The sequence below is a fragment of the Colwellia sp. 12G3 genome (assembly GCF_002836775.1).
Taxonomy (GTDB): Bacteria; Pseudomonadota; Gammaproteobacteria; order Enterobacterales; family Alteromonadaceae; genus Colwellia.
Genome location: NZ_PJAQ01000043.1, coordinates 143,748 through 165,393, shown reverse-complemented (window position 1 = coordinate 165,393; position 21,646 = coordinate 143,748). Strand labels below are relative to the sequence as shown.

The window sequence follows — 21,646 nt, the reverse complement described above, 5'->3', positions numbered from 1 at the left end:
ATACATTACCTTAATTACTCGCTACTTAGACTTAAATGACATATATCAACGGAAATAAAATTATCCATAATAAGTCCACCATGTGCCAATAACTTGTCCCAGCTTCAAAGCCAGAAAGGTCATTATTCAGATACTTATCATGCCAAGCACTGTACGCAAGAAAAGCTAAGATCACCATGCCCAATAAAACATGCATCAAATGAAAAGCAGTGATTAAAAAATATAAAGTGAAAAAAGTATTCGTTTCAATGGTTATCCCTTGCTTAAATAGCGATAGGTACTCCCAAACTTTCACCGAAATATAAATTAATGCGAACACTTTAGCGGTTAGTAATAATAACACCGCTTTTTTAGCTTGTGCTTTATGCATCGCAGTCAGTGCCAATGCGACAAAAAAACTACTGGTAATCAAAGCAATGGTATTAATTAAACCTGACATTTGATGTAACTGAGCTTTACCTTGGCTAAACATTGTTTCGTTTAGCTGTTCACTTACGGCAAAGCCTATAAAGAACAGGGCAAAAACAGTAAGTTCTGCCAAAATAAAAAACCACATGGCTAAATCACCTGGCAGCTTTTTATCTGGAAATACCCTATCTTGGTGTACTAAAGCGATTGATGAATTGCTCATAAAATTGGCAGGATAACTAATCGAAGTATATTCTGGCAACATCCATCAAGGCTTTTACCGTTTGAGGATCATCAGATAATGGCTCAGCTAAACAGCAACGGCAAACTTCTAACGGGTCCATACCTGAACTGATCATTCTCGCTGCATAAATTAATAAACGTGTTGAGGCCACTTCATCTAAATCATTTTGTTCTAATCGACGTAAAGCACCTGCTAGTTCAACCAATTTAAAAGCTAAATGCGGGTCAGCAGATGCTTCTTTAATCAAAATTTGTTGTTCCAGTTCCGCATTAGGGTATTCAAAGCGTAATGCAACAAAGCGTTGTCTCGTACTCGCTTTCATACCTTTTAGTAAATTTTGATAACCGGGGTTGTAAGAAACTACCAACATGAAACCTGGTGCGGCTTCAAGTATCTCACCTGTTCGCTCTAAAGGTAAAATACGACGGTCATCGGCCAGAGGATGCAAAACCACTGTAGTATCTTTACGTGCCTCAACAACTTCATCTAAATAACAAATGCCACCTTCACGCACTGCGCGCGTTAATGGGCCATCTTGCCAATACGTACCATTAGGCCCAATTAAGTGTCTACCCACTAAGTCTGCCGCGGTTAAATCATCGTGACAAGCAACTGTGTATAAAGGTTTATTCAGTTTTTCTGCCATATGGGCGACAAAACGTGTTTTACCACAACCTGTTGGCCCTTTTATCAATACAGGAAGTTGGTGCTCAAAAGCATAAGTAAACAATGATACTTCATTGCTTTGTTCTTGGTAAAATAACTTGTCAGCTGTCATTAGAGAGATATATCTATGGTAATTAAACTTGACGTTAAAGTACCTTGCTCTTTATAAAAGTACAATTACGTAAAGCCTGTTCGTTGATGAAGATCAATGACAATGGTGAAATAAAAAATTTATAGTTCACTGATATGCAAATATAAGCTTGGCTATTAATCTCGCATTCGTTAAAATTGTCATATTCGTCGCACCGTGATTGTTAAAATAGCCTTAACTTCACTTTTAATGTCACCTTTAATCATGGTTTTATATGCAGTTATTTCTTGAATACTTCCCCCTCATTATTTTTTTCATTGTTAATTCAATCGCGGGTATTTATTGGGCTACTGGTAGTTTAATTATCGCTGCCTTCGTGCAAATAATTTACTACATGATTAAGAAAGAGAAAATCCCTGCTAAACAATGGATAATCTTCGGCTTGATTGTTGTTTTTGGTGGCCTAACTATTTATTTACAAAATGATGCTTTTCTGAAATGGAAAGTGTCCATTATTAATGCCTTTTTCGCTGGTGCATTATTAGTAAGTAATGCCCTGTTCAAAAAAAATATTATTAAAGAGTTTTTAGGTGAGTCGTTATCGTTACCAGAAAACATTTGGTCAAGATTAAACGTAGCTTGGGCTCTGTTCTTTCTATTTTGCGCCTTACTAAATTACTATATTGCTTTTAATTATGATCTTGACACTTGGGTTAACTTTAAGGTGTTTGGCTTAACAGGCTTAATGTTTCTTTTTTCTATTACTTCTATTCTATTCCTATACCGGTACTTGCCAGTTGAGGAAGATGAAAACGTTACCAATGCAAAAAGCAATGAATCTAATTAGATTATCCAATTGAAAATTAGCCAGCACAACCTATTATTTAAAGGAATACATGCCATGTTTTATGTTATATACAGTGAAGATGTTGAAAACTCACTCAGCTTGCGTCTATCTGTTCGTGATAAGCATATTGAACGTTTAAAAGACTTACAAGATCAAGGGAAACTGTTAATTGCTGGTCCATGCCCAGCCATTGATAATGAAGATCCTGGTGAAGCTGGATTTACTGGTTCATTAATTGTTGCAGAGTTTGATAGTTTAACTGCCGCACAGATATGGGCAGATCAAGACCCATATATCAGTGCCGGTGTTTATAAGAGAGTCACGGTAAAACCTTATAAAAAGGTATTACCCGCATAATAAAAATAGTTATAGTCACCTATTTATCAACTAAACTTAGCGCTAATGTTTGAGCTTTAATCATAAAAGCATTAGCTTTTTGAGTACTTTGTTCTCGTAATAACTTGAGTATATAATCGTAAAATGATCCGTAATAAAATACTTTTAGCATCAACACTTTTATGTCATTTATTGATGTTCTCTCCAGCTCATGCCACAAAAAGCATTGAAGAGTGTCAAAAGCAAAACGCTGAGAATATGTCCTCGCCGCCAATGTCTCGCTGTTTAGACAGCGTAATATCCTTTGTTGATCGAGAATTACAAACATGGGTGAATTTGCATACCTTTAATTTAGAAGAAAAGGCATTAGTTAATGGCCGTTATTCCGCATTAAAGATGTTTAAGCGTTCGCAAAGTAACTTTATTACTTATAGAGAAAATGATTGCCGTTGGCAATATCTGGCTATATCCCCCGAAAGAGGTGCGGATTTGGCCTATAAAACGTGTTATGTGATGTTAAGCCAAAGTAGGATAACCGCACTGAGTAACATTAAAACGACGAATCCTACTCCTTAGTAATTTAGCGGAGTAATACCAATCCCATTAAGTTACTGCCCACGCATGCTGGTTAAAATATTCAAAAGCGGCGTTGCTCTCTATTGGTCTAGTTTAATTACCGCATCTATAACGGTAACTCATCACAAACGATAAAACTTACATATTGCGTGGTACTCAACTTAATCAAGTAATGCTTGCTCGGTGTTATCTACCAACTCAACTTCATCACTTAATAACACAGCTAACCAACGACCTTCTGGTGAGCTCTCTAAACCTATCTTTAATATCATCGTCAGTGGTACGCTTAATAACATACCGACGGTGCCAAGTAACCACCCCCAAAAAATCAATGATAAGAAAACCACTAACGTAGATAAACCTAGCCCTTTGCCCAGATACCTAGGTTCAATAATATTGCCCATCACCATATTAATTAAAACGAAACCTAAACCTATAGCGCCAGCTTCTCCAATACCTAGTTGTAAAATAGCTAACGTCATGGGCGGTACCGCGGCAATGATAGAGCCGATATTGGGAATATAATTAAGTAAAAAGGCCAACACTCCCCATAATAAATAGAAGTCTAAACCAAAACTCCATAACATTAGTGACACGATGCAACCCGTAGCAAGGCTCACCAGCGTTTTAATGGCGATATAATGGTTAACTGAAGATAGAAATCGCTCTATTTGTTTCAAACGCATTTGAGGGTCATCTAGCGCTAAATGTAACTTATGAGGAAAAGTAGACGATTCAAACAACATAAAAACGACCGTTAATATAATCAGAAACAAGTTGGTCATCACTGAGCCAAAACTAGATAACATTTCAGCGGCTAATCCCATTGCTGCAGCAGGATCAAAATACTCAATTACTATAGATGAAGAGAGCTGAATATCATGACTGTTAAGGAAATCGGTTAGCCAAACAAATTGTTCTTTAAGTTGTACTCTGTATAGAGGTATGTGTTGCGAAAGTTCATTCAACGAACTCCCTACTAATCCCGTTAGAAATACAGCCATGGTAACAAAAACGCCAATAACAAAAATGATAGAAAATGCTTTGGGTATTTTAAATGCGCTTGCTTTATTAATTAATGGATTACAGATGATTGCGATAAATACTGACAGCAAGAAAGGCACTAATATATTTGCCGCTGTTTTAATACCCGCAAAAATGATAAAAATGGCGGCGACGGTGACAAAAGCTTTTGCTATAGAACTTTGATTTAAACTTGAAACCATAAAAATTTTCCTTATATTTATCGTTTCAATATACCTCAATTATAATTTTTAGACTAGGAACGGTTGATTTTTCAGGGGTAAATTTCATTCTAATAAAAGTGGTTTAATCACAACGTGAATTTTTAGCATTTAGTGCTCCTTGTAATCAACAAGGAGCACCTAACTAGATTAAGCAATTTTTCTTAATAAGCCTTGGGTATTTTGCCTCATAGTTCTTGCGACCATAAAGTAACCAATGGTCGAAACAAATACAGCGCCACTGAACGGCCCTAACAACCAAATATAAGGATGAAGTCGTCCTTCAATACTAAAGAGTTGCTGTTGAATAACCAGTAATGCAACATCACTGACTATGGCTGCAACTAACCCCGAAATAGCACCCAAAAGCATGAATTCATAGAGTGTAGCGAGTTTAATTAGGCGACCTTTAGCGCCTAACGTTCGTAATATCACTACTTCTTGCATACGCTCAGCCAAGCTCGCTTGTACTTGTGAAATAAGTACTAAAGCACCACTAATCAACACAATAGATAAAACAAAACCAATCGCTAATGAAACTTGCGCAATAATAGATTGCGCTTGTTCAATTTGAGATTTGATATCAATCATACTTATCGTAGGGTAACGCTGTAATAATTTACTTATACCCTTTGTGTGTTCGTCCTGAAGTTTTGCGGCACTAAAATAGGTTACTGGTACCGTTCCTGCCATGTTTGGACTTAAGATCATGACAAAATTAGGTTTGAGCGTTCCCCAATCAACACTCCTAAAACTAGTAACTTTGGCTTTTATTGGCTGTTCATTAACTAATAATGTAATGGTATCACCCAGTTTTAAATCAAGTGTTTCTTGCCAACCATCAAAAACAGACACCTCAATCTCATCTCCAGTCTTAGCTTCATCAGAGAACCATTGTCCTTCAGTTATTTCATTACCTTCAGGTAAAGACTCTAACCAAGTTAAGTTCGGCTCTCTATTGACCCCTTGTCTAGCATCCTCATCTTTTTCTTCACCTTCTTGCTTTGATACTCTTCGAGCATACTCCTCACCATTTACCGCATCAACTCTGCCACTAAAAACTGGGTAAAAAGCTTCGTGAGCAATATTATTATCGGTAAAGAATTGTTTGATTGGATCGACTTCGTCTTCAGCAATATTAATGATGAACATATTGGGAGCATCTGGTGGAACTTGCATTTGCCAATCTGCAATGATGTCAGTTTTTAAAACGACCAAAAATAGCATCAGCTTAATGGCTAAAGCAAAGCTGATCAGTTGAATCGAATTGGCATTAGCTCTTTTTTGCAATGTAGCTATTGCCAAAGACCAACTAGAACCTGGTCTAAGACCTAAACTCCGGCCAGCAGCAAATAATAATCGAGAGATACCGAATAAAATGGCTATCACCAATAAAGTCGAGACAAATAAAATTAGCGTGGTAATAATTTCACCACTAAACAGCCACATTAAAACAAAAATAGTCATAAATGATAGCGCTAGATGAAGTCGACTTATCGCTAACGTATCACCTAAATTACGGCGTAAAACACGCAGTGGTGGAATATCAAATAAATCGAGTAAAGGTTTGAGTGAAAACATCATTGCGCAAATAAGGCCGATAAGGCTCGATAATAACCAAGGTCGAACACCTGCTTGAGGTAATTCAGTCCCCATAAAGGTCGCTAAATAATCGGCACCAATAGTTTGTAAGATAAACCCTATTGCTAATCCTGCAACAATAGAGAAAGTTGTCACTAAGCTCAGGTGTAAAAGATAAATATTTCGGATAACTTTACGACTGCCACCAAGCGTTTTCATCATGGCGACGGGGTCATATTGGCGTTCACAATACCGTTTTGCTGAAACAGCCATCGCTACTGCAGCTAGCATAATGCCAAATAAACCAGCGAGTAATAAAAACCGCTCTGCGCGATCTAAGTTATTGCCTAAGGGGGATTGTCTATCTTTGATCCCTTCCCAGTTTTGATTACTTTTAAGTTGTGGTTTAAGCCAAGCGTAATAATCACTTAGTTGCTGTTCACTACCTGAAAATAGAAGGCGGTGAAATACACGACTACCTGCTTGAACAGCTTGGGTAGTAGGAATATCTTCATAGCTTATGAGTACACGTTTATTACCTGACAGAGAGAAAAATGGTGCATCCGGCTCTTTCACTAAGACTTTACTGACGTTAAAAATCCCTGCCCCCAATTCGACCTTATCACCTATTTTTACGTTAAGGGTGTAAAATAAACCTTCACTAAGCCAAACTGAACCGGCCTCAGGACCCACATCAACTTCATAATCTTTGCTGGTCAAACTATCTTTGACCGTTATTGTTCCTCTTAGAGGATAAGTCTCCGTTGTCGCTTTTACAGAGCCTAAAATCAACTCATCATTAGCAAATAACATTGAGTCAAAATAGAGCATTTTTGCCGTTTCTAAGCCAAATTCACTTGCTTTGGTTAATACTTGTGGATCGAAAGCATGATTACTGGATAAACGACGATCTGCGGCAATAAAATCACTACTTTTTTGCGCTATATTTAAGCCAATTCTCTCGGTAATTGACGATAAACTAAATACCGTGAGAACTGCTAACGCTATTGCAGCAAAAATTATAGTTAATTCACCACGACGAAATTCTCGTGAGAAGAGTTTAAAGGCGAGCTTAACCCACATTGGCTTCTACCCCTTGACTGATTTTTTCAAGTTGCCCACCTTCAATGTGAATAATGTGTTGGCATTGTTTTGCTAATTGTTCATCGTGAGTTACTAACACTAACGTTGTACCATTTTGCTTATTTAAATCAAATAATAACGTTTCAATTAAATGACCATTTTTGCTATCTAGATTCGCGGATGGCTCATCAGCAAAGAGTATTTTTGGCGAACCAATAAATGCCCGAGCAATAGCCACTCTCTGCTGCTCACCTCCTGACAATTGGGAAGGATAATGCTCAAGTCGATGTGAAAGCCCTACTTTATCCAATAACTCAATAGCTTGTGCTTTAGCATCATGATCTCCAGCAAGTTCTGCCGGTAACATAACGTTTTCAAGTGCGGTTAAACTTTGCACCAACATAAATGATTGAAAGACGAAACCAATTTTCTCTGCTCTAACCCGAGCACGCGCTTCTTCATCAAGGGTACTTAAGGCTTCACCATCAAGATGAACATCACCTTCACTGGCTACATCTAACCCGGCTAATAAACTTAATAATGTTGACTTGCCAGAGCCTGAAGCGCCAACAATAGCCACTGACTCTCCTGACTTGACAGAGAAGTTAATATCGCTAAGGATAGTGAGGCTTCCTTCAAGTGTACTAACACGCTTAGTAAGCCCTGACACTTGAATAACATTTAACTGAGAAAGTACTGACATGACGCGTTATTTCCTAAAATTTATTATTATATTAATTTTGACAAACCTATCATTTACAAGCGTTGCAAATGATAAAATTTTACTTATTGGTGATAGCTTAAGCGCTGGCTATGGTCTTGAGCAAGCGCAAGCATGGGTTCATTTGTTACAAAATAAATATAGTGACGATAACACACCCATCACCATTATTAATACTGCTATCAGTGGCCAAACCACGGATAACGCCTTATTAAAAATTGATACTTGGCTAAAGACACACCAACCTAGTCATGTCTTAATTGAGTTGGGTGGTAATGACGGTATAAGAGGATTTCCTGTTAAATTATTACAAAAACATTTAAGTCTGCTTGTCACTAAAAGCCAGCAACATGGAGCAAAGGTTGCTCTAATGGAAATTCAAATCCCACCTAACCTAGGTCCAAGATACCTGCAAATGTTTACCGACAGTTATAATAAAGTATCCAAGCAAACAGGCGCCTATCTTATGCCATTTTTTATGGAAGGTATTGCCATAGATTCATCGCTAATGCTCAACGATAATTTACACCCTAATGTGAAAGCGCAGCCAATAATCCGTGATTTTATGGACAAAGAAATTGCTAAGTGGTTACAACAATAATGTGCATTTAAATCAGACAAAGCATTAAAATATACGGGTGTAATAGCAATTTAAGTAATACCAATTTGATTAAATTTCTTCCCAACTCAGAGCTCTGCTCGATGTTCAATAACAAGGCAAATTTGTTTCGGTTTAGTCATTCTAAATCAAATAAACTTAACGATGTTAGTGAACAACGAGAAAGCTCCCAGAGGGCGAGTTTAAAAGGTTTACATGCTGCGTTATTGATTTTGATAAGGGAATAACCATTCTCTTCAATCAATGCCTTGCCTCTAAGCCTTTTAATTCTCGCTGAGTGGGAAAGAACTTAAGCAACTTGGTATAACTAAGCAAATCAACTCTCCTATAACATAACAGGCTATCATCCCCAATAGCCTGCTATGTACTCTTTAAAGCGTCTTATTCATTAAATTCCCCCCTTAATAAAACTTCCTGTATGAGCTGATTTAATTGGTATAAGATCTTGTTTTTAAGGTAAACTTGTCTTCATGTGGTGAGAAAATCATAAAATATTTATCGATAAGAAATTCTGCATAATTTATCGTTAGTGTTAAAATCTATCTCGCAATATTTGTCACAAACATCAAAACCTTTTCTGTTTAGTAAATCAACATAAGCTAGAGCAATACTATGGACTTTATCTGGATACTTTTCGCTTTTACCTGTGGCCTAGGGGCAAAATCAATATCACTGCCCCCATCCATAGGTTTCCTTGCAGCTGGATTTATTTTAAATATCGCAGGGTACCAAGCTGATGACAGCTTAAGTTTATTAAGTGATCTGGGTATTACCATTATGCTATTTACCATAGGCTTAAAACTCAATGTAAAAAATCTATTTAAAACTGAAGTTTGGTTAGGTTGCTCTTTACATACCTTACTTTGGATTGTGGTCACCATAACGTTTATTAAGATACTCGCGTTGATGTCAGTCAGTTACTTTAGCGAGTTAGATTTAATGACCGCTGCACTGATCGCTTTTGCCTTGAGTTTTAGCAGCACGGTTTGTGTAATCAAGTTATTAGAAGAGAATGGTGAAATGCGCACTCGCCATGGTAAATTAGCCGTAAGTATACTTGTCATTCAAGATATTATTGCCGTTGCTTTTTTAGTTGCCGCTACCGGAAAAATGCCATCAGTTTGGGCATTTTCGTTATTAGGCTTATTCCTCATAAAACCCCTCATTAATCGAGTGATTAATCATGTAGGACATGGCGAGTTAATTCCTTTGATGGGATTCTTCCTCGCGCTAGGTAGCTATGAATTATTCGAGTTAGTTAATATTAAAGGTGACTTAGGCGCATTACTTGTCGGCATGTACTTAGCTTCCCATATTAAAGCGACAGAGATTAATAAAGCCTTAATGGGTTTTAAAGATATATTTTTAATCGGTTTCTTCTTATCAATAGGGTTTACCGCAGTACCAACTTTAGAGATGTTAGGTTTAGCCACCTTATTAATATTATTAATCCCTATTAAATTTATGATGTTCTACGGTATTTTCAGTTTATTAAAAATGCGTTGTCGTAGTGCATTCTTAAGCGCTCTTTCTTTAAGTAACTTTAGTGAATTTGGCCTAATTGTAGGAGCCTTAAGCGTTAGTTCTGGCTGGCTTAGTAATGATTGGTTAGTGATCCTTGCGTTAAGCATGGCCATCTCATTTATTTTGACAAATATTCTTTATCGATTTGCTCATACTCTCTTTGCTAAACACAGAGGGTTTTTATCACTTTTTGAGCGACAAGCAAAACTTGAAGAAGACAGTTTTTGTCAACCATCTCAGCGCCCTATCGTTATAATTGGTATGGGTAGAGTTGGTATGGGTGCTTATCAAGCCATCAATAGCCATAGCACTAATCCTGCATGGGGCTTAGATGCTGATAAAGAAAAGATCAACTGGTTAACTAGTCAAGATGTTGAAGCCTATTATGGTGATGCAGAAGATATTCACTTTTGGGAAAGCATGGATCTTTCAAAACTCGAACTTGTGTTACTTGCGCTACCCTCAGTACAAGATGCTATTAGCATTACTACACAATTGAATGCAGCAAATTATCAAGGGAAAATCGCGGCTGTCGCACGCTATGACGATGAACGTTTACAACTAGAAGAATTCGGCATTGATAAAGTATTTAACTTTTACACTGAAGCAGGGGTCGGTTTTGCTGAGGAAAGCTTAGCGTTACTACCTAAAGCATGTGATAACCACTGAAATAACATAACACTTCCCTGTGGCTAATTAAGCGTACTTAAACAGATATAACAGCACGAATACCATAATAAAACTGCTCATTATAACACTGTGAAAATCCTGTGGAAAACTTGTGACAAAAGGTCACAACAACGGTAAACAGCACAAGTTAAAAAATAGCAACTCATACAATAAACACAGGTAACCCACTGTATTTAATAATGAAATCAAATAAAAAAATAAACATTAGCTATTTAATAATCTTACACTACACTTAATTACACAAACTTAGCATCAAGTAATATTTTGTTGTTAAGGTGGTAGTAAATTGGATTACAACCCTAGTTTATTTTTGTTTTTGTTTTTATCTTAATTACCAGATAATGGTTAATTAGCGCACGGCTCAAACCCCTTGAGCCAACCCTTGAGCTCAAACTTATGTTTGGGTTTTTTTTTGACTAAAAATCATGAAAATAATAGCTATACGCGAACAAATTAAGGTTATTTACAACTTAAAAAGACGATTGAAATTATCACTTGATAACTTCGCTATTTCTTCAACTGATTGACCACGAATACTTGCCAAGTGTTTGGCAACTTCGACCACATAGGCGGGCTGATTTTCTTTTCCTCTATGTGGTACAGGTGCTAGATAGGGTGCATCTGTCTCAATCAAGAATTTATCATCCGGCACTAATGCCGCCACTTCTCTTAGAGCTGTGGCATTCTTAAAAGTGACAATACCTGAGAATGAAATATAAAAGCCTAATGCTATCGCTTGTTCAGCCATATCCCAGCTTTCTGTAAAGCAATGAAGAATTCCACCTACCTGCACTGCTCCTTCACTGCGTAATAAAGACAAAGTATCTTCTTGTGCTGCTCGGGTGTGAATAATAAGCGGTTTATTTAATTGCTTGGCAACGTGAATATGCTTTTTGAAGGAGTCAAGTTGTAGTTCTTTAGTCTCTGGTGCGTAATGATAATCCAGTCCGGTTTCACCGATAGCGATAACACGATCATTTTTACTTAATGCTAACAGATGCTCAGGGTTAACTTTATCTTCTTGATTTAAAGGATGAGCACCACAGGTCAGAAAAACATTATCATAATGAGCGGTTTTTGCTGCCATTTCAGGAAAGTCAGCTAACGTTACGCTGACACATAGTAATTTATCTACTTTAGCCGCTTTTGCGGCCTGGATAACATTATCCAGATTATTATCATGTAGTGATAAGTTAAGACGATCTAAATGGCAATGAGAATCTATAAACAACGGAAAACTCCTGTGCTTAAAAGTTTATTAAAAAAGAGTGTTTGTCACTTATAGTCGCTACCGTTCAAGATGCAGGTTTCAGACTGCACTTTGAATGATCACGGGTTATAATTTGTAACAAGGTAGCTCAACTACATAGTGAGTGTTGGCTCTGAAGAATTTAAATGTCGAGCAAGTATTTGCTCAATTTGGTGTCGTATTTTTTCTGGATCTTTAACAAAAGTGACACCAACACCTGGAGGGGTACCATTTTGCGCGCCAATAGGTGTCAGCCAGCAAACTTCACCATGAACGACCGCCTCTTCTAAAGCATCGGGCAGTAATATATTTAATTCCACTTCATCGCCTAAATCATACTGGCGTGGAGTACGAACAAAAAGGCCACCTTCTTTAAGGAATGGCATAAAGGCAAGGTATAAGTCTCGCTCTGAATGGAACTCTACGTTTAATGGAACCAAGTTGGTCTCCTATGTCGATGGTCTAACGATATCATTTATCGTCATAAGTAGCTGTTCGCCGACGAATTGTCGATTAGCTTGGGTATAAGACTTTATCAGTTTATTACTACTGATGATAGCTTGATATATTTGATTAAGCACCTGTACTGAAATTTTTTGATTAACAACGGATGTTATCTGCTCAGCTTCTATGAGGAGATAAGATTGTCTGACTAGATTGCAGGTTATTTTTTCTAACCAGCGTAAGCCATGCTTATTATCAACAAGCTGACTAAGCACTTTACTTTCACTTTGACCAAAATATAAAAAATCTAAGAAACATTGATTAAAGGTTTGATACTCTTGAAAAATAACATCATCAGTTAATTCAGCTAATTGAGATAAATTAACAAAAGCATTATCATTTAACCTTTCATGTAACCTAGCGTCACTTGATACTTGAGAGTCATGAGGGTTCGATGATTTGAGTTGTGCCAACAAGGCTTCACCAACCATAGGTCTAATGGCATATACAGCACATCGACTTATTATTGTCGGTAATAAGCTATCGAGATCGTCTGTAATTAGAACGATATAGCTGTTCGCGCTTGGTTCTTCTAATGTTTTTAATAATGCATTAGCTGCAGCAATAGTCATAATTTGAGCTTGTGGGATGAATATTGTTTTTACCTTACCTAGATGAGCTGTTTTCTCTAAAAAAGCATTACCACGACGAATATCATCAACCCCTAGGGTTTTGTTCTCGCTTTTCAATAATAAGTGGTCTGGGTAGCTATCACTTTTTCTTAACAAGCACGCTTTACATTGCCCGCAGGCATGACTAATCGGCTCAGGTAAATTATTTGTGGCTAATGGTTGTTGGCATATTAACAATTCAATTAGCCATTGTGCTAATGCATCTTTACCACAACCTTCTATGCCCTGAATAAGAATGGCATGTGCCAAGGTTTTTTGCCGGTATTGTCGGCTTAATTGACTTTGTTTTTCGCGGCAAATAGGTAACATACTTGATCTCTAATCCAAGTCTATTTTAGCAATAAACTCATTAACAGCTTTCTCTATATCCAGATGCACTTTTGGCATTACTTGTGCGGCATCAACGGTAATAATAGACTCGTCTTGTTCAGCTAGTTCTCTATACTTATTATGAACACGGATAAAAAACTCCATTTTCTCCAACTCTATACGGTCTAAATCACCCCGTGCTTGTGCTCGAGACAAACCAATATGAGGGTCTATATCTAAATAAAGGGTAATGTCTGGACGAAAGCCTTTCAGGGTTATATCACTAATGGTGCCCATTACCGCTTCATCAAACCCTCGTCCTCCTCCTTGATATGCGCGAGAGCTCAAATCATGGCGATCACCTATTACCCACTTCCCTGCAGTTAAAGCGGGTAGTATCTTGTTAGCAAGTAATTGACTACGGCTGGCATACATAAGCAGTAATTCGGTTTCAACGGTTAGCGTTTCTTTATGTTCCACTGACTTTACCATATCACGCAAAGATTCAGCTAAAGGAGTACCACCGGGCTCTCTGGTATTAATATACTCAATACCATGTTGATTTAAAATACGTTCAATTACCCCGATAGCTGAAGATTTACCAGCGCCCTCCATACCTTCAATGACAATAAATTTTCCTGTAGACATAGCTAAGCTTGTACCTTTAATCAGTTGTTTTGGTTAATGTAACTAATTATATAATTTATAAAAATCACACTATTTAGTTCGTTCTATTCTGTCTTTGCTTTTTTAGATAATTTTTCACCGCAAGGTTATGTTCAGGCAACGTTCGGCTAAAAATATGTTTGCCATTACCACCACTAACAAAATAAAAATAATCACTATTGGCAGGATTTAATGTTGCTTTAAGGGCTGATAGACCAGGCATTGCGATAGGCGTTGGCGGTAGACCATTAATTCTATAAGTATTGTAAGGCGTTTTTTCACGTAAGTGTGCACGTGTTATATCACCTTGATAACGATCCCCTAAGCCATATATAACAGTAGGATCTGTTTGTAGGCGCATTCTTTTTCGTAAACGGTTGACAAAAACTGACGATATAACAGGCTGTTCTGCGATATAACTTGTTTCTTTTTCGATAATAGAAGCCATAATCAAGGCTTGGTAAGGTGTCTTATACGGTAAATTATCTGCCCTACTTTCCCATACTTTATTTAATTGTGCCTGCATATTTGTGTAAGCACGCTTTAATAATGTTATATCTTGAGTACCTGCAGTAAAGGAATAAGTATCAGGAAATAACCATCCTTCTGGATTTTCAACATTGATACCTATTTTTTCGGCAATAACTAACACTGTTTTCTTATTGATACTTTGTTCAATATAAGGATGCTCTGCTAGTATCGTTAACGCATCTTTAAAGCGTGTACCTTCAATAAAAGTCACCGAGAATTGATGTTCTTTCCCTTCAACAAGTTGTATTAATAATTGCGCTAAGGTTAGGTTTTTTCTTATCAGGTAAGTACCCGCTTTAATATTTGCCTTTTGAGGGAATAGTCGGCCATAATTTCTCAGCCAAAAACGAGTGGGTATCCATTGCAACTGCTCTAATTGCTTGGCAAAAGAGCTAATAGAACTACCCGGTTTTATTTTTAAAAAACTATCGTTTTCAATTGCTAAAGGTGCTTTTAACGCTTGTTGAAATTGATATACTAAGGTACCTGCACTACCCAGTAATACTAATAAAACAATAAGAATAATTTTTCGGAGCACGAATTTTCCTTAATAAATAATGACCAGCAAAAACAGTAAAAGTTGTTTAAATCAGTCCTTTCAATTGTCTTTGAAGCTGCAGTACATTATCGACAACAAGTATCCGATTATTGTACGTTTTTACCGGGATGATGCCCATCAAAGAATTACAGATAAATATGGCTTTAGCTTGTTTAAGATCGTCAAGTTTAGTTTGGCATACTATCACTTGCGGGCTATTGGCTATAATTGTCTGTCTAATAATACCATCAACTCCTGATGTTGATACGTCAGGAGTACATAACTGCTCATCAAGCCAATAAAATAAATTTGAACTTGTTGCCTCTATAACATTACCTTGGCAATTAGTAACAACGAGATCATCTTCAACTCGATCATCAAGTTCAGCTCTTAACAATACTTGCTCAAGCCTATTGAGATGTTTAATCCCGCCGAGCATTGAACTAATCGCAATCTGTTGTTTACTATCTCCAAGATTAATTCCTCGCTGGACAAGAGCTTGGTAATGATCAGGAAAACTAGATATCATAATAATTACATTAGTTGCATTATCGCGTAGCCCTTCTCGGGAGTATCCCCTGCCGCCACTGCCTGCAGTAATCATTACTTTTAATACCGCTAGTGGATAACCTTTAGCAACCGATGCCAATTGTTCGATTAAATTGTTTCTACACGGTGCTTTAATTTTTAAATGCAGACAACCATGGACTAATCTATCTAGATGTTTAGCTAACAATACTACTTTGCCGTTAACTATTTTAGCTGTGGTAAAAATCCCATCTCCATAAGCTAAACCTCTATCGGTAATCGCTATATTCGATTGTTGTTTACCATTTACCGAGCAATATTTCATTGAGTGTCGCTACATTAATTATTGACATAAAAAAGCCTGAAGACTTCCTCTACATGGAGGTTAGTATTCAGGCTTACTCATGATTTTTCAAGTATTTTACATTACTACTTGCGAACAAAAAATTTAAGAATATTTAAGAAATTAAATTTTCTTAAATATTAATGAGCCGTTTGTGCCGCCAAAACCAAATGAATTACAAAGTACGTATTCCAATTCAACATCACGTGCCGCACCTGCAATATAATCTAGATCACAACCTGCATCAGGGTTATCTAAATTAATTGTCGGTGGAACTTGGTTATGCATTAATGCTTGGATGCTGAAAATAGCTTCAACAGCGCCTGCAGCACCTAACAAATGCCCCGTCATTGACTTGGTAGAACCCATCATTACATTCTTTGCACCTGCACCAAATACAGTTTTAACCGCATTAGTTTCGGCCATATCACCCGCTTGTGTAGAAGTGCCATGGGCATTGATGTAACCAATTCTGCTAATATCTACCTTTGCATCATTAATCGCATTTTGCATAGCTCGCGCGGCACCATCACCATTTTCAGGTGGTGAAGTCATATGATAAGCATCGCCACTCATACCAAAGCCAACTAGCTCAGCATAAATTTTTGCGCCACGGGCTTTAGCATGTTCATATTCTTCAACAACAATAATACCAGCGCCATCACCAAGAACAAAACCATCACGATCTTTGTCCCAAGGACGAGATGCCGCTTCAGGGTCATCATTACGTCGAGATAAAGCACGAGCCGCACCAAAGCCCCCCATACCCAATGTTGTAGAAGCTTTTTCAGCGCCTCCGGCAACAACAGCATCGGCATCACCGTAAGCAATCATACGTGCAGCATGTCCAATGTTATGAACGCCACTAGTACACGCCGTAGTAATTGCTATATTGGGGCCTTGTAGACCAAACATAATTGATAAGTGACCAGCAATCATATTAATGATGGTTGATGGTACAAAAAATGGCGATAACTTACGTGGATTACCATCGGCTTGTATCAGCTTATTATGGTTTTGCTCAATTAAGCCTAAACCGCCAATGCCAGAGCCAATAGCAACACCAATACGAGGTGCATTTTGCTCTGTAACTTCAAGACCTGAGTCTTTAAAAGCTTGTACGCCCGCTGCAATACCATATTGAATAAAAAGATCCATTTTTTTGGCTTCTTTTCGTTCCATATAATTTTGGGCATCAAAGTCTTTTACTAAGCCTGCAAATTTAGTGGGGTAATCTGTGGTATCAAAATGATCAATATTACCTATACCACTTTTACCAAGCAGCAGGTTTTGCCATGTTTCTTCTGCGGTGTTGCCTAATGGGCTAAGCATGCCTATGCCAGTAACTACTACACGTCTCATAACAGAGCGGCCTCCGAAAAGTTAAATGTATTACCCAATATTAATATTCTATTGAATAATATAGTCATATTAAAGATAAAAAAAAAGCGGTCACTTGCAATTAAGTATACCGCTTTTATTATTTTACTAAGCCCGAAATATCGAACTTATTAACAATTACTGGTTAGCAGTAACGTAATCAATTGCTGCTTGAACTGTTGTGATTTTTTCAGCTTCTTCGTCAGGAATTTCAGTATCAAATTCTTCTTCTAACGCCATAACTAATTCAACAGTGTCTAATGAGTCAGCACCTAAGTCATCAACAAATGATGAATCAATTTTAACTTCTGCTTCACTAACACCTAGCTGTTCAACTGTGATTTTTTTTACGCGTTCTTCGATAGTACTCATTTTATTTCCTTTACTGAAAGTGCAGTTTTTCAAATTGCGTGTAGTGTATTCGTCAACAGCTTGCCTTGCAAGCATCTAATTCACTTTTTTAGACTGGTCTAACCTGTTGAGCTATTGAAAAATATTATTAAAAAACAATGTAAGCCACAAAAATAAAGGCTTACACCATGTACATACCACCATTAACATGAATAGTTTCACCAGTTACATAAGCCGCTGCATCTGATGCTAAAAAGGCCACCGTACTTGCAATTTCTTCTGGTTTACCTAAACGATTAGCAGGGACTTGAGAGAAAATACCCTCTTTTTGCTCATCAGTCAGGCTTTGTGTCATATCAGTATCAATAAAACCTGGTGAAACGGTATTAACGGTTATCCCACGAGAAGCCACTTCACGAGCTAATGCTTTCGTAAAACCAAGTAAGCCGGCTTTAGCTGTTGCATAGTTAACCTGACCAGCGTTACCCATGGTACCAACAACCGAGCCAATATTGATGATACGGCCAGTGCGTTTCTTCATCATAGGACGTATCGCGGCTTTACTTACTTTAAAAACAGACGTTAAGTTAGTTTCAATAATATCTGACCACTCATCATCTTTCATACGCATAAATAGGTTATCACGTGTGATACCAGCATTATTTACGAGAATATCAATTGAGCCATGTGCTTCTTTAATAGCAACAAACATTTCAGAGATAGATTCATCACTCGTCACGTTAAGCACTAAGCCCATACCACTACCGTTATCGGCCGTTAAGTATTCAGTTATATTATTAGCACCATTTTCTGATGTCGCAGTACCAATTACCGTTGCACCAAGTGACTGTAATTGTGTTGCAATTGCTTTACCAATACCACGGCTTGCGCCAGTAACTAAAGCGACTTTACCTTCTAAAGAAAACATATTCTTACCTACTATTTTTATTTTAAAACGCTGTCCTGATAGATATGATAGCGCATCATTTATGTTAATTTTATTAAACTAATCTTTTATCACTTATTAAGTAATAATTAAACCTAACTATTAATTAAATCTTTTGCTTGTTGTAACGAGTCAGTAGTATTGAAACTAACACTGCGCAGTGATTTATTTATACGCTTATTTAAGCCTTGTAAAACCTTACCTGGTCCAACTTCAACAACTTTGTCGATGCCCTCACTTGCTAGCAGACTCATTGTTTCGCTCCAACGTACTGGCGAATACAATTGCTTAACTAACGCAGATTTTATTGCTGCACTTGCCGTTTCCTTTGCAACATCAACATTATTAACAACATTAATAACGGGTGCATTAAAAGTAACTTTATCTAGTTCAATAGCTAATTTAGTTGCGGCATCACTCATTAAAGCACAATGTGATGGCACACTAACAGGCAATGGTAAAACGCGTTTAGCGCCTGCTGCTTTACAAAGTTCACCTGCACGTTCAACTGCTTCCTTATGACCAGCAATAACGACCTGACCTGGAGAGTTAAAATTAACTGCTGAGACGACTTGAGCTTCTTTTGCCATTTCACAAGCCTTAATGATTTCGTCATCGGCTAAACCGATAACAGCCGCCATAGCGCCAACTCCTGCAGGAACACAAGCCTGCATAAACTCACCACGTTTTTCAACGAGTACTACCGCATCACTTAGGGAAAACACACCCGCACAAACTAACGCTGAATACTCTCCTAAGCTGTGGCCTGCCATGACATCTGGAGTCACTTCCGATTCTGCTTGCCAAACTCGCCATAAGGCAACACTGGCGGTTAATAACGCAGGCTGGGTGAAATTAGTTTGATTAAGTTTTTCTGCCGGACCATCTGCAACTAATTGCCATAGGTCATAACCTAAAGCCTTTGAAGCTTCTTCAAAAGTTGCTTGCACGATACTATTTTCTGCAAAGTCACTGAGCATGGCAACAGTTTGTGAGCCTTGCCCCGGAAAAACGAATGCTAATTTATTTTGCATATTAATACTCTATTTAAGTTCTTGTTAATAAATATTTTGATTTTGATACTTTTTGCTTAAGAAAAATTATCTTGTCGAATACATTTTCACTATGTAATAGGAGTTATCGGCCAGCAAAGCCATCTTCAAATGAGGTTTTAATTTTCTCAGGAACTTGCCTTTCGACCTCTTTTACTGCTTCTTCTATGGCAGATAAAAAAGCACTTGAACTGGCATTACCATGACTCTTAACAACTATACCGCGTAATCCTATCAAACTTGCGCCATTGTACTGGTCGGGGTTCATGGTTTTAAACAATTTTTTGAAGCTTGGTTTAAGTAATGATCCAAATAACTTAGCCAATAAGCTCGCACTAAAAGCCGTTTTAGATTTTTGATAGACTAACCGTGCTACACCTTCGCAGGTTTTTAGCGCGACATTACCTACAAAGCCATCACAGACAATAACATCGGCTTTATTGGAAAAAATATCACTGCCTTCAATGAAACCTACATAGTTGATATTTTTATTTTCACTTAACTCAAGTGCAGCAAGTTTTATGTGGTCACTGCCTTTAATTGATTCTTCACCCATATTAAGTAAAGCAACTCGCGGCTTACTAATACCATCTACTTGTTCAGCCATTACTGAACCCATCACACCAAATTGATATAAGACATGCGAGTCACAAAAAACATTAGCGCCCAAATCTAGCATAAAAACATGTTTATCTTTATCGTGGGTGGGCAAAGAAGAAATAAGTGCTGGGCGCTCTACTCCCGGTATATTTTTTAACACAAAGTGTGCCATCGAAAATAATGCCCCGGTGTTACCGGCACTGACACAAGCTTGTGCACGACCTTCATGAACTAGATCAAGTGCTTTACGCATTGATGAATCTTTTTTGGTTCTGAGTGCAACAATGGGCTTATCCGACATTAAAACAACTTGAGAGGTCGGAAAAATACTTAACTGCTTATGAGTGGTTAAATTTTCTTTGGTGATTTTAAAACGGGCAAGAATTTCTGTAATGATGATTGCATCACCACATAGAATGAGGTGCAAATTTGGCTGTTTATTGATAGCCATGATTGCTGAAGAAATTGTTATAAGGGGGCCTTGATCGCCCCCCATAACATCTAACGCGATGGTTAGATCAGTATTTAAGCTCAAACGAGGTAAGCCTAAAATATAATCGCTTAAACAGCGATTACTTTAACGCCTTTGTAAAAGCCATCAGCAGTTATATGGTGACGTCTATGCGTTTCACCAGATACTGGATCTACTGATAAGTTTTCCGGTGTTACTGCATCATGTGAACGGCGCATGCCACGTCTTGAACGAGACTTTTTGCTTTTTTGTACTGCCATGAGTTACTCCTAAATCGGTTATTAGTTAAATAGCTTTATGCTTATTAACTACTTGAATTGTTTTAATACATCAAATGGATTTGGCTGCTCAAGCTCTTCTGGCAACTCACCCCAAACTGAATCAGCATCAGCTGAACAATCTTGAATGTTGTGCCGTGGAATTAATGGGATCATGAGCATTAACTCTTCTTCCACTAATTCACGTAAGTTTACTTCACCATTTTCATCTAATTCTACTACGTCATAATATGACGGGATTTTTTCAGCTGCTTCCTCATTTTTGGCAGGACTAAAAGTAAACTCTACTTCAAGCGTCTGGTCAAAATTTTCGTTACACCGCTGACAAGTTAATGCAACTAATGCCGATCCCGTACCTGACATTACTGTCAAACCACGTTCATCCACATCAAACTTAACACTTACTTGAACATGCTCGCTTCTGCTTTCGCATTCTGCAAGCAGTCTCGTCATATCCGCTAATTTAAATACACCTTTGCACACAAGTCTACGTTGCGCGCTACGGGATGGACTAATTGTTATTGGAAGTTTAAGATTCTGCATAAGGCGCGCATATTATAGTCCCTACCGGCTAGTGTCAAAAGAAAATTGCACTATTTTGTTTAAAAGTTCAAGATAGTCTCAAAATAAACAATTA

At 37.6% G+C, this 21,646-nt stretch carries 23 protein-coding genes; 5 read left to right on the top strand and 18 right to left on the bottom strand.

Annotated elements, in window-relative coordinates; all coding sequences use genetic code 11:
* Window positions 1-31 precede the first annotated feature (31 nt).
* Both CXF71_RS10805 and CXF71_RS10800 read right to left on the bottom strand, forming a co-directional pair.
* Window positions 32-631, bottom strand: coding sequence for a cytochrome c oxidase subunit 3 family protein (locus CXF71_RS10805; protein ID WP_232771448.1), 600 nt, complete (start codon window positions 629-631; stop codon window positions 32-34).
* 16 nt (window positions 632-647) lie between these two features.
* On the bottom strand, window positions 648-1,430 hold the full coding sequence (locus CXF71_RS10800; protein ID WP_101232962.1) for a CbbQ/NirQ/NorQ/GpvN family protein: 783 nt from the start codon (window positions 1,428-1,430) through the stop codon (window positions 648-650).
* A gap of 253 nt (window positions 1,431-1,683) precedes the next feature.
* On the opposite strand from CXF71_RS10800, the gene CXF71_RS10795 reads away from it, so the two are divergent.
* The 3 genes from CXF71_RS10795 to CXF71_RS10785 all read left to right on the top strand — a co-directional run bounded on the left by CXF71_RS10795 (window position 1,684) and on the right by CXF71_RS10785 (window position 3,168).
* Entirely contained in the window at window positions 1,684-2,256 is a 573-nt protein-coding gene (locus CXF71_RS10795; protein ID WP_101232961.1) for a septation protein A, read from the top strand.
* A gap of 54 nt (window positions 2,257-2,310) precedes the next feature.
* Window positions 2,311-2,613: a YciI family protein gene (locus tag CXF71_RS10790; protein ID WP_101232960.1), complete on the top strand. Its 303-nt coding sequence runs from the start codon at window positions 2,311-2,313 to the stop codon at window positions 2,611-2,613.
* 123 nt (window positions 2,614-2,736) lie between these two features.
* Complete coding sequence (locus tag CXF71_RS10785) at window positions 2,737-3,168, top strand: lysozyme inhibitor LprI family protein (protein ID WP_101232959.1); 432 nt, start codon at window positions 2,737-2,739, stop codon at window positions 3,166-3,168.
* A gap of 161 nt (window positions 3,169-3,329) precedes the next feature.
* On the opposite strand, the gene CXF71_RS10780 is transcribed toward CXF71_RS10785, so the two are convergent.
* From CXF71_RS10780 to CXF71_RS10770, 3 genes are all read right to left on the bottom strand, one after another.
* The gene (locus CXF71_RS10780) at window positions 3,330-4,394 is read right to left on the bottom strand and encodes an AI-2E family transporter (RefSeq protein WP_101232958.1); all 1,065 of its coding nucleotides are present in this window, start codon (window positions 4,392-4,394) and stop codon (window positions 3,330-3,332) included.
* Between the two features lie 168 nt (window positions 4,395-4,562).
* Entirely contained in the window at window positions 4,563-7,076 is a 2,514-nt protein-coding gene (locus tag CXF71_RS10775; RefSeq protein ID WP_101232957.1) for an ABC transporter permease, read from the bottom strand.
* Window positions 7,066-7,779, bottom strand: a complete 714-nt coding sequence (locus tag CXF71_RS10770; RefSeq protein ID WP_101232956.1) for an ABC transporter ATP-binding protein — start codon at window positions 7,777-7,779, stop codon at window positions 7,066-7,068. The genes CXF71_RS10775 and CXF71_RS10770 overlap by 11 nt, the downstream gene beginning before the upstream one ends.
* On the opposite strand from CXF71_RS10770, the gene CXF71_RS10765 reads away from it, so the two are divergent.
* Window positions 7,778-8,398 (top strand): arylesterase, encoded by a 621-nt coding sequence (locus CXF71_RS10765; protein WP_101232955.1) that lies wholly within the window; start codon window positions 7,778-7,780, stop codon window positions 8,396-8,398. The genes CXF71_RS10770 and CXF71_RS10765 overlap by 2 nt on opposite strands.
* Before the next feature lie 630 nt (window positions 8,399-9,028).
* Complete coding sequence (locus CXF71_RS10760) at window positions 9,029-10,609, top strand: cation:proton antiporter family protein (RefSeq protein WP_101232954.1); 1,581 nt, start codon at window positions 9,029-9,031, stop codon at window positions 10,607-10,609.
* A 484-nt stretch (window positions 10,610-11,093) separates the two neighbouring features.
* Here the strand turns inward: CXF71_RS10760 and CXF71_RS10755 are convergent, their stop codons facing one another.
* The 13 genes from CXF71_RS10755 to yceD all read right to left on the bottom strand — a co-directional run bounded on the left by CXF71_RS10755 (window position 11,094) and on the right by yceD (window position 21,552).
* A complete protein-coding gene (locus tag CXF71_RS10755; RefSeq protein ID WP_101232953.1) occupies window positions 11,094-11,861 on the bottom strand; it encodes a TatD family hydrolase in 768 nt (255 codons plus the stop codon).
* Window positions 11,862-11,992: 131 nt separating this feature from the next.
* Complete coding sequence (locus CXF71_RS10750; RefSeq protein WP_101232952.1) at window positions 11,993-12,319, bottom strand: PilZ domain-containing protein; 327 nt, start codon at window positions 12,317-12,319, stop codon at window positions 11,993-11,995.
* A 9-nt stretch (window positions 12,320-12,328) separates the two neighbouring features.
* A complete protein-coding gene (locus tag CXF71_RS10745) occupies window positions 12,329-13,324 on the bottom strand; it encodes a DNA polymerase III subunit delta' (protein ID WP_101232951.1) in 996 nt (331 codons plus the stop codon).
* Window positions 13,325-13,333: 9 nt separating this feature from the next.
* Window positions 13,334-13,972: a dTMP kinase gene (tmk, locus tag CXF71_RS10740; RefSeq protein ID WP_101232950.1), complete on the bottom strand. Its 639-nt coding sequence runs from the start codon at window positions 13,970-13,972 to the stop codon at window positions 13,334-13,336.
* 73 nt (window positions 13,973-14,045) lie between these two features.
* The gene (gene mltG / locus CXF71_RS10735) at window positions 14,046-15,059 is read right to left on the bottom strand and encodes an endolytic transglycosylase MltG (protein WP_101232949.1); all 1,014 of its coding nucleotides are present in this window, start codon (window positions 15,057-15,059) and stop codon (window positions 14,046-14,048) included.
* Between the two features lie 46 nt (window positions 15,060-15,105).
* Window positions 15,106-15,912: an aminodeoxychorismate lyase gene (gene pabC, locus CXF71_RS10730; protein ID WP_101232948.1), complete on the bottom strand. Its 807-nt coding sequence runs from the start codon at window positions 15,910-15,912 to the stop codon at window positions 15,106-15,108.
* A 141-nt stretch (window positions 15,913-16,053) separates the two neighbouring features.
* Complete coding sequence (gene fabF, locus CXF71_RS10725; RefSeq protein ID WP_101232947.1) at window positions 16,054-17,292, bottom strand: beta-ketoacyl-ACP synthase II; 1,239 nt, start codon at window positions 17,290-17,292, stop codon at window positions 16,054-16,056.
* 156 nt (window positions 17,293-17,448) lie between these two features.
* Window positions 17,449-17,682 (bottom strand): acyl carrier protein, encoded by a 234-nt coding sequence (acpP, locus tag CXF71_RS10720; RefSeq protein WP_101232946.1) that lies wholly within the window; start codon window positions 17,680-17,682, stop codon window positions 17,449-17,451.
* A gap of 160 nt (window positions 17,683-17,842) precedes the next feature.
* Window positions 17,843-18,589, bottom strand: coding sequence for a 3-oxoacyl-ACP reductase FabG (gene fabG / locus CXF71_RS10715; protein ID WP_101232945.1), 747 nt, complete (start codon window positions 18,587-18,589; stop codon window positions 17,843-17,845).
* A 113-nt stretch (window positions 18,590-18,702) separates the two neighbouring features.
* A complete protein-coding gene (gene fabD, locus CXF71_RS10710; RefSeq protein WP_101232944.1) occupies window positions 18,703-19,641 on the bottom strand; it encodes an ACP S-malonyltransferase in 939 nt (312 codons plus the stop codon).
* A 103-nt stretch (window positions 19,642-19,744) separates the two neighbouring features.
* Window positions 19,745-20,794, bottom strand: a complete 1,050-nt coding sequence (plsX, locus tag CXF71_RS10705) for a phosphate acyltransferase PlsX (RefSeq protein WP_101232943.1) — start codon at window positions 20,792-20,794, stop codon at window positions 19,745-19,747.
* Window positions 20,795-20,820: 26 nt separating this feature from the next.
* On the bottom strand, window positions 20,821-20,991 hold the full coding sequence (gene rpmF, locus CXF71_RS10700) for a 50S ribosomal protein L32 (protein ID WP_011043108.1): 171 nt from the start codon (window positions 20,989-20,991) through the stop codon (window positions 20,821-20,823).
* 48 nt (window positions 20,992-21,039) lie between these two features.
* Window positions 21,040-21,552: a 23S rRNA accumulation protein YceD gene (yceD, locus tag CXF71_RS10695; protein WP_101232942.1), complete on the bottom strand. Its 513-nt coding sequence runs from the start codon at window positions 21,550-21,552 to the stop codon at window positions 21,040-21,042.
* Window positions 21,553-21,646 lie beyond the last annotated feature (94 nt).

Coding starts and splice junctions, on each gene's coding strand:
- acpP (WP_101232946.1), bottom strand. CDS start 17,682: ATGAGTACTATCGAAGAACGCGTAAAAAAAATCACAGTTGAACAGCTA.
- CXF71_RS10785 (WP_101232959.1), top strand. CDS start 2,737: ATGATCCGTAATAAAATACTTTTAGCATCAACACTTTTATGTCATTTA.
- CXF71_RS10760 (WP_101232954.1), top strand. CDS start 9,029: ATGGACTTTATCTGGATACTTTTCGCTTTTACCTGTGGCCTAGGGGCA.
- CXF71_RS10765 (WP_101232955.1), top strand. CDS start 7,778: ATGACGCGTTATTTCCTAAAATTTATTATTATATTAATTTTGACAAAC.
- CXF71_RS10805 (WP_232771448.1), bottom strand. CDS start 631: ATGAGCAATTCATCAATCGCTTTAGTACACCAAGATAGGGTATTTCCA.
- CXF71_RS10790 (WP_101232960.1), top strand. CDS start 2,311: ATGTTTTATGTTATATACAGTGAAGATGTTGAAAACTCACTCAGCTTG.
- fabD (WP_101232944.1), bottom strand. CDS start 19,641: ATGCAAAATAAATTAGCATTCGTTTTTCCGGGGCAAGGCTCACAAACT.
- pabC (WP_101232948.1), bottom strand. CDS start 15,912: ATGAAATATTGCTCGGTAAATGGTAAACAACAATCGAATATAGCGATT.
- CXF71_RS10775 (WP_101232957.1), bottom strand. CDS start 7,076: ATGTGGGTTAAGCTCGCCTTTAAACTCTTCTCACGAGAATTTCGTCGT.
- fabG (WP_101232945.1), bottom strand. CDS start 18,589: ATGTTTTCTTTAGAAGGTAAAGTCGCTTTAGTTACTGGCGCAAGCCGT.
- CXF71_RS10745 (WP_101232951.1), bottom strand. CDS start 13,324: ATGTTACCTATTTGCCGCGAAAAACAAAGTCAATTAAGCCGACAATAC.
- CXF71_RS10800 (WP_101232962.1), bottom strand. CDS start 1,430: ATGACAGCTGACAAGTTATTTTACCAAGAACAAAGCAATGAAGTATCA.
- yceD (WP_101232942.1), bottom strand. CDS start 21,552: ATGCAGAATCTTAAACTTCCAATAACAATTAGTCCATCCCGTAGCGCG.
- CXF71_RS10770 (WP_101232956.1), bottom strand. CDS start 7,779: ATGTCAGTACTTTCTCAGTTAAATGTTATTCAAGTGTCAGGGCTTACT.
- CXF71_RS10780 (WP_101232958.1), bottom strand. CDS start 4,394: ATGGTTTCAAGTTTAAATCAAAGTTCTATAGCAAAAGCTTTTGTCACC.
- rpmF (WP_011043108.1), bottom strand. CDS start 20,991: ATGGCAGTACAAAAAAGCAAAAAGTCTCGTTCAAGACGTGGCATGCGC.
- fabF (WP_101232947.1), bottom strand. CDS start 17,292: ATGAGACGTGTAGTAGTTACTGGCATAGGCATGCTTAGCCCATTAGGC.
- tmk (WP_101232950.1), bottom strand. CDS start 13,972: ATGTCTACAGGAAAATTTATTGTCATTGAAGGTATGGAGGGCGCTGGT.
- CXF71_RS10795 (WP_101232961.1), top strand. CDS start 1,684: ATGCAGTTATTTCTTGAATACTTCCCCCTCATTATTTTTTTCATTGTT.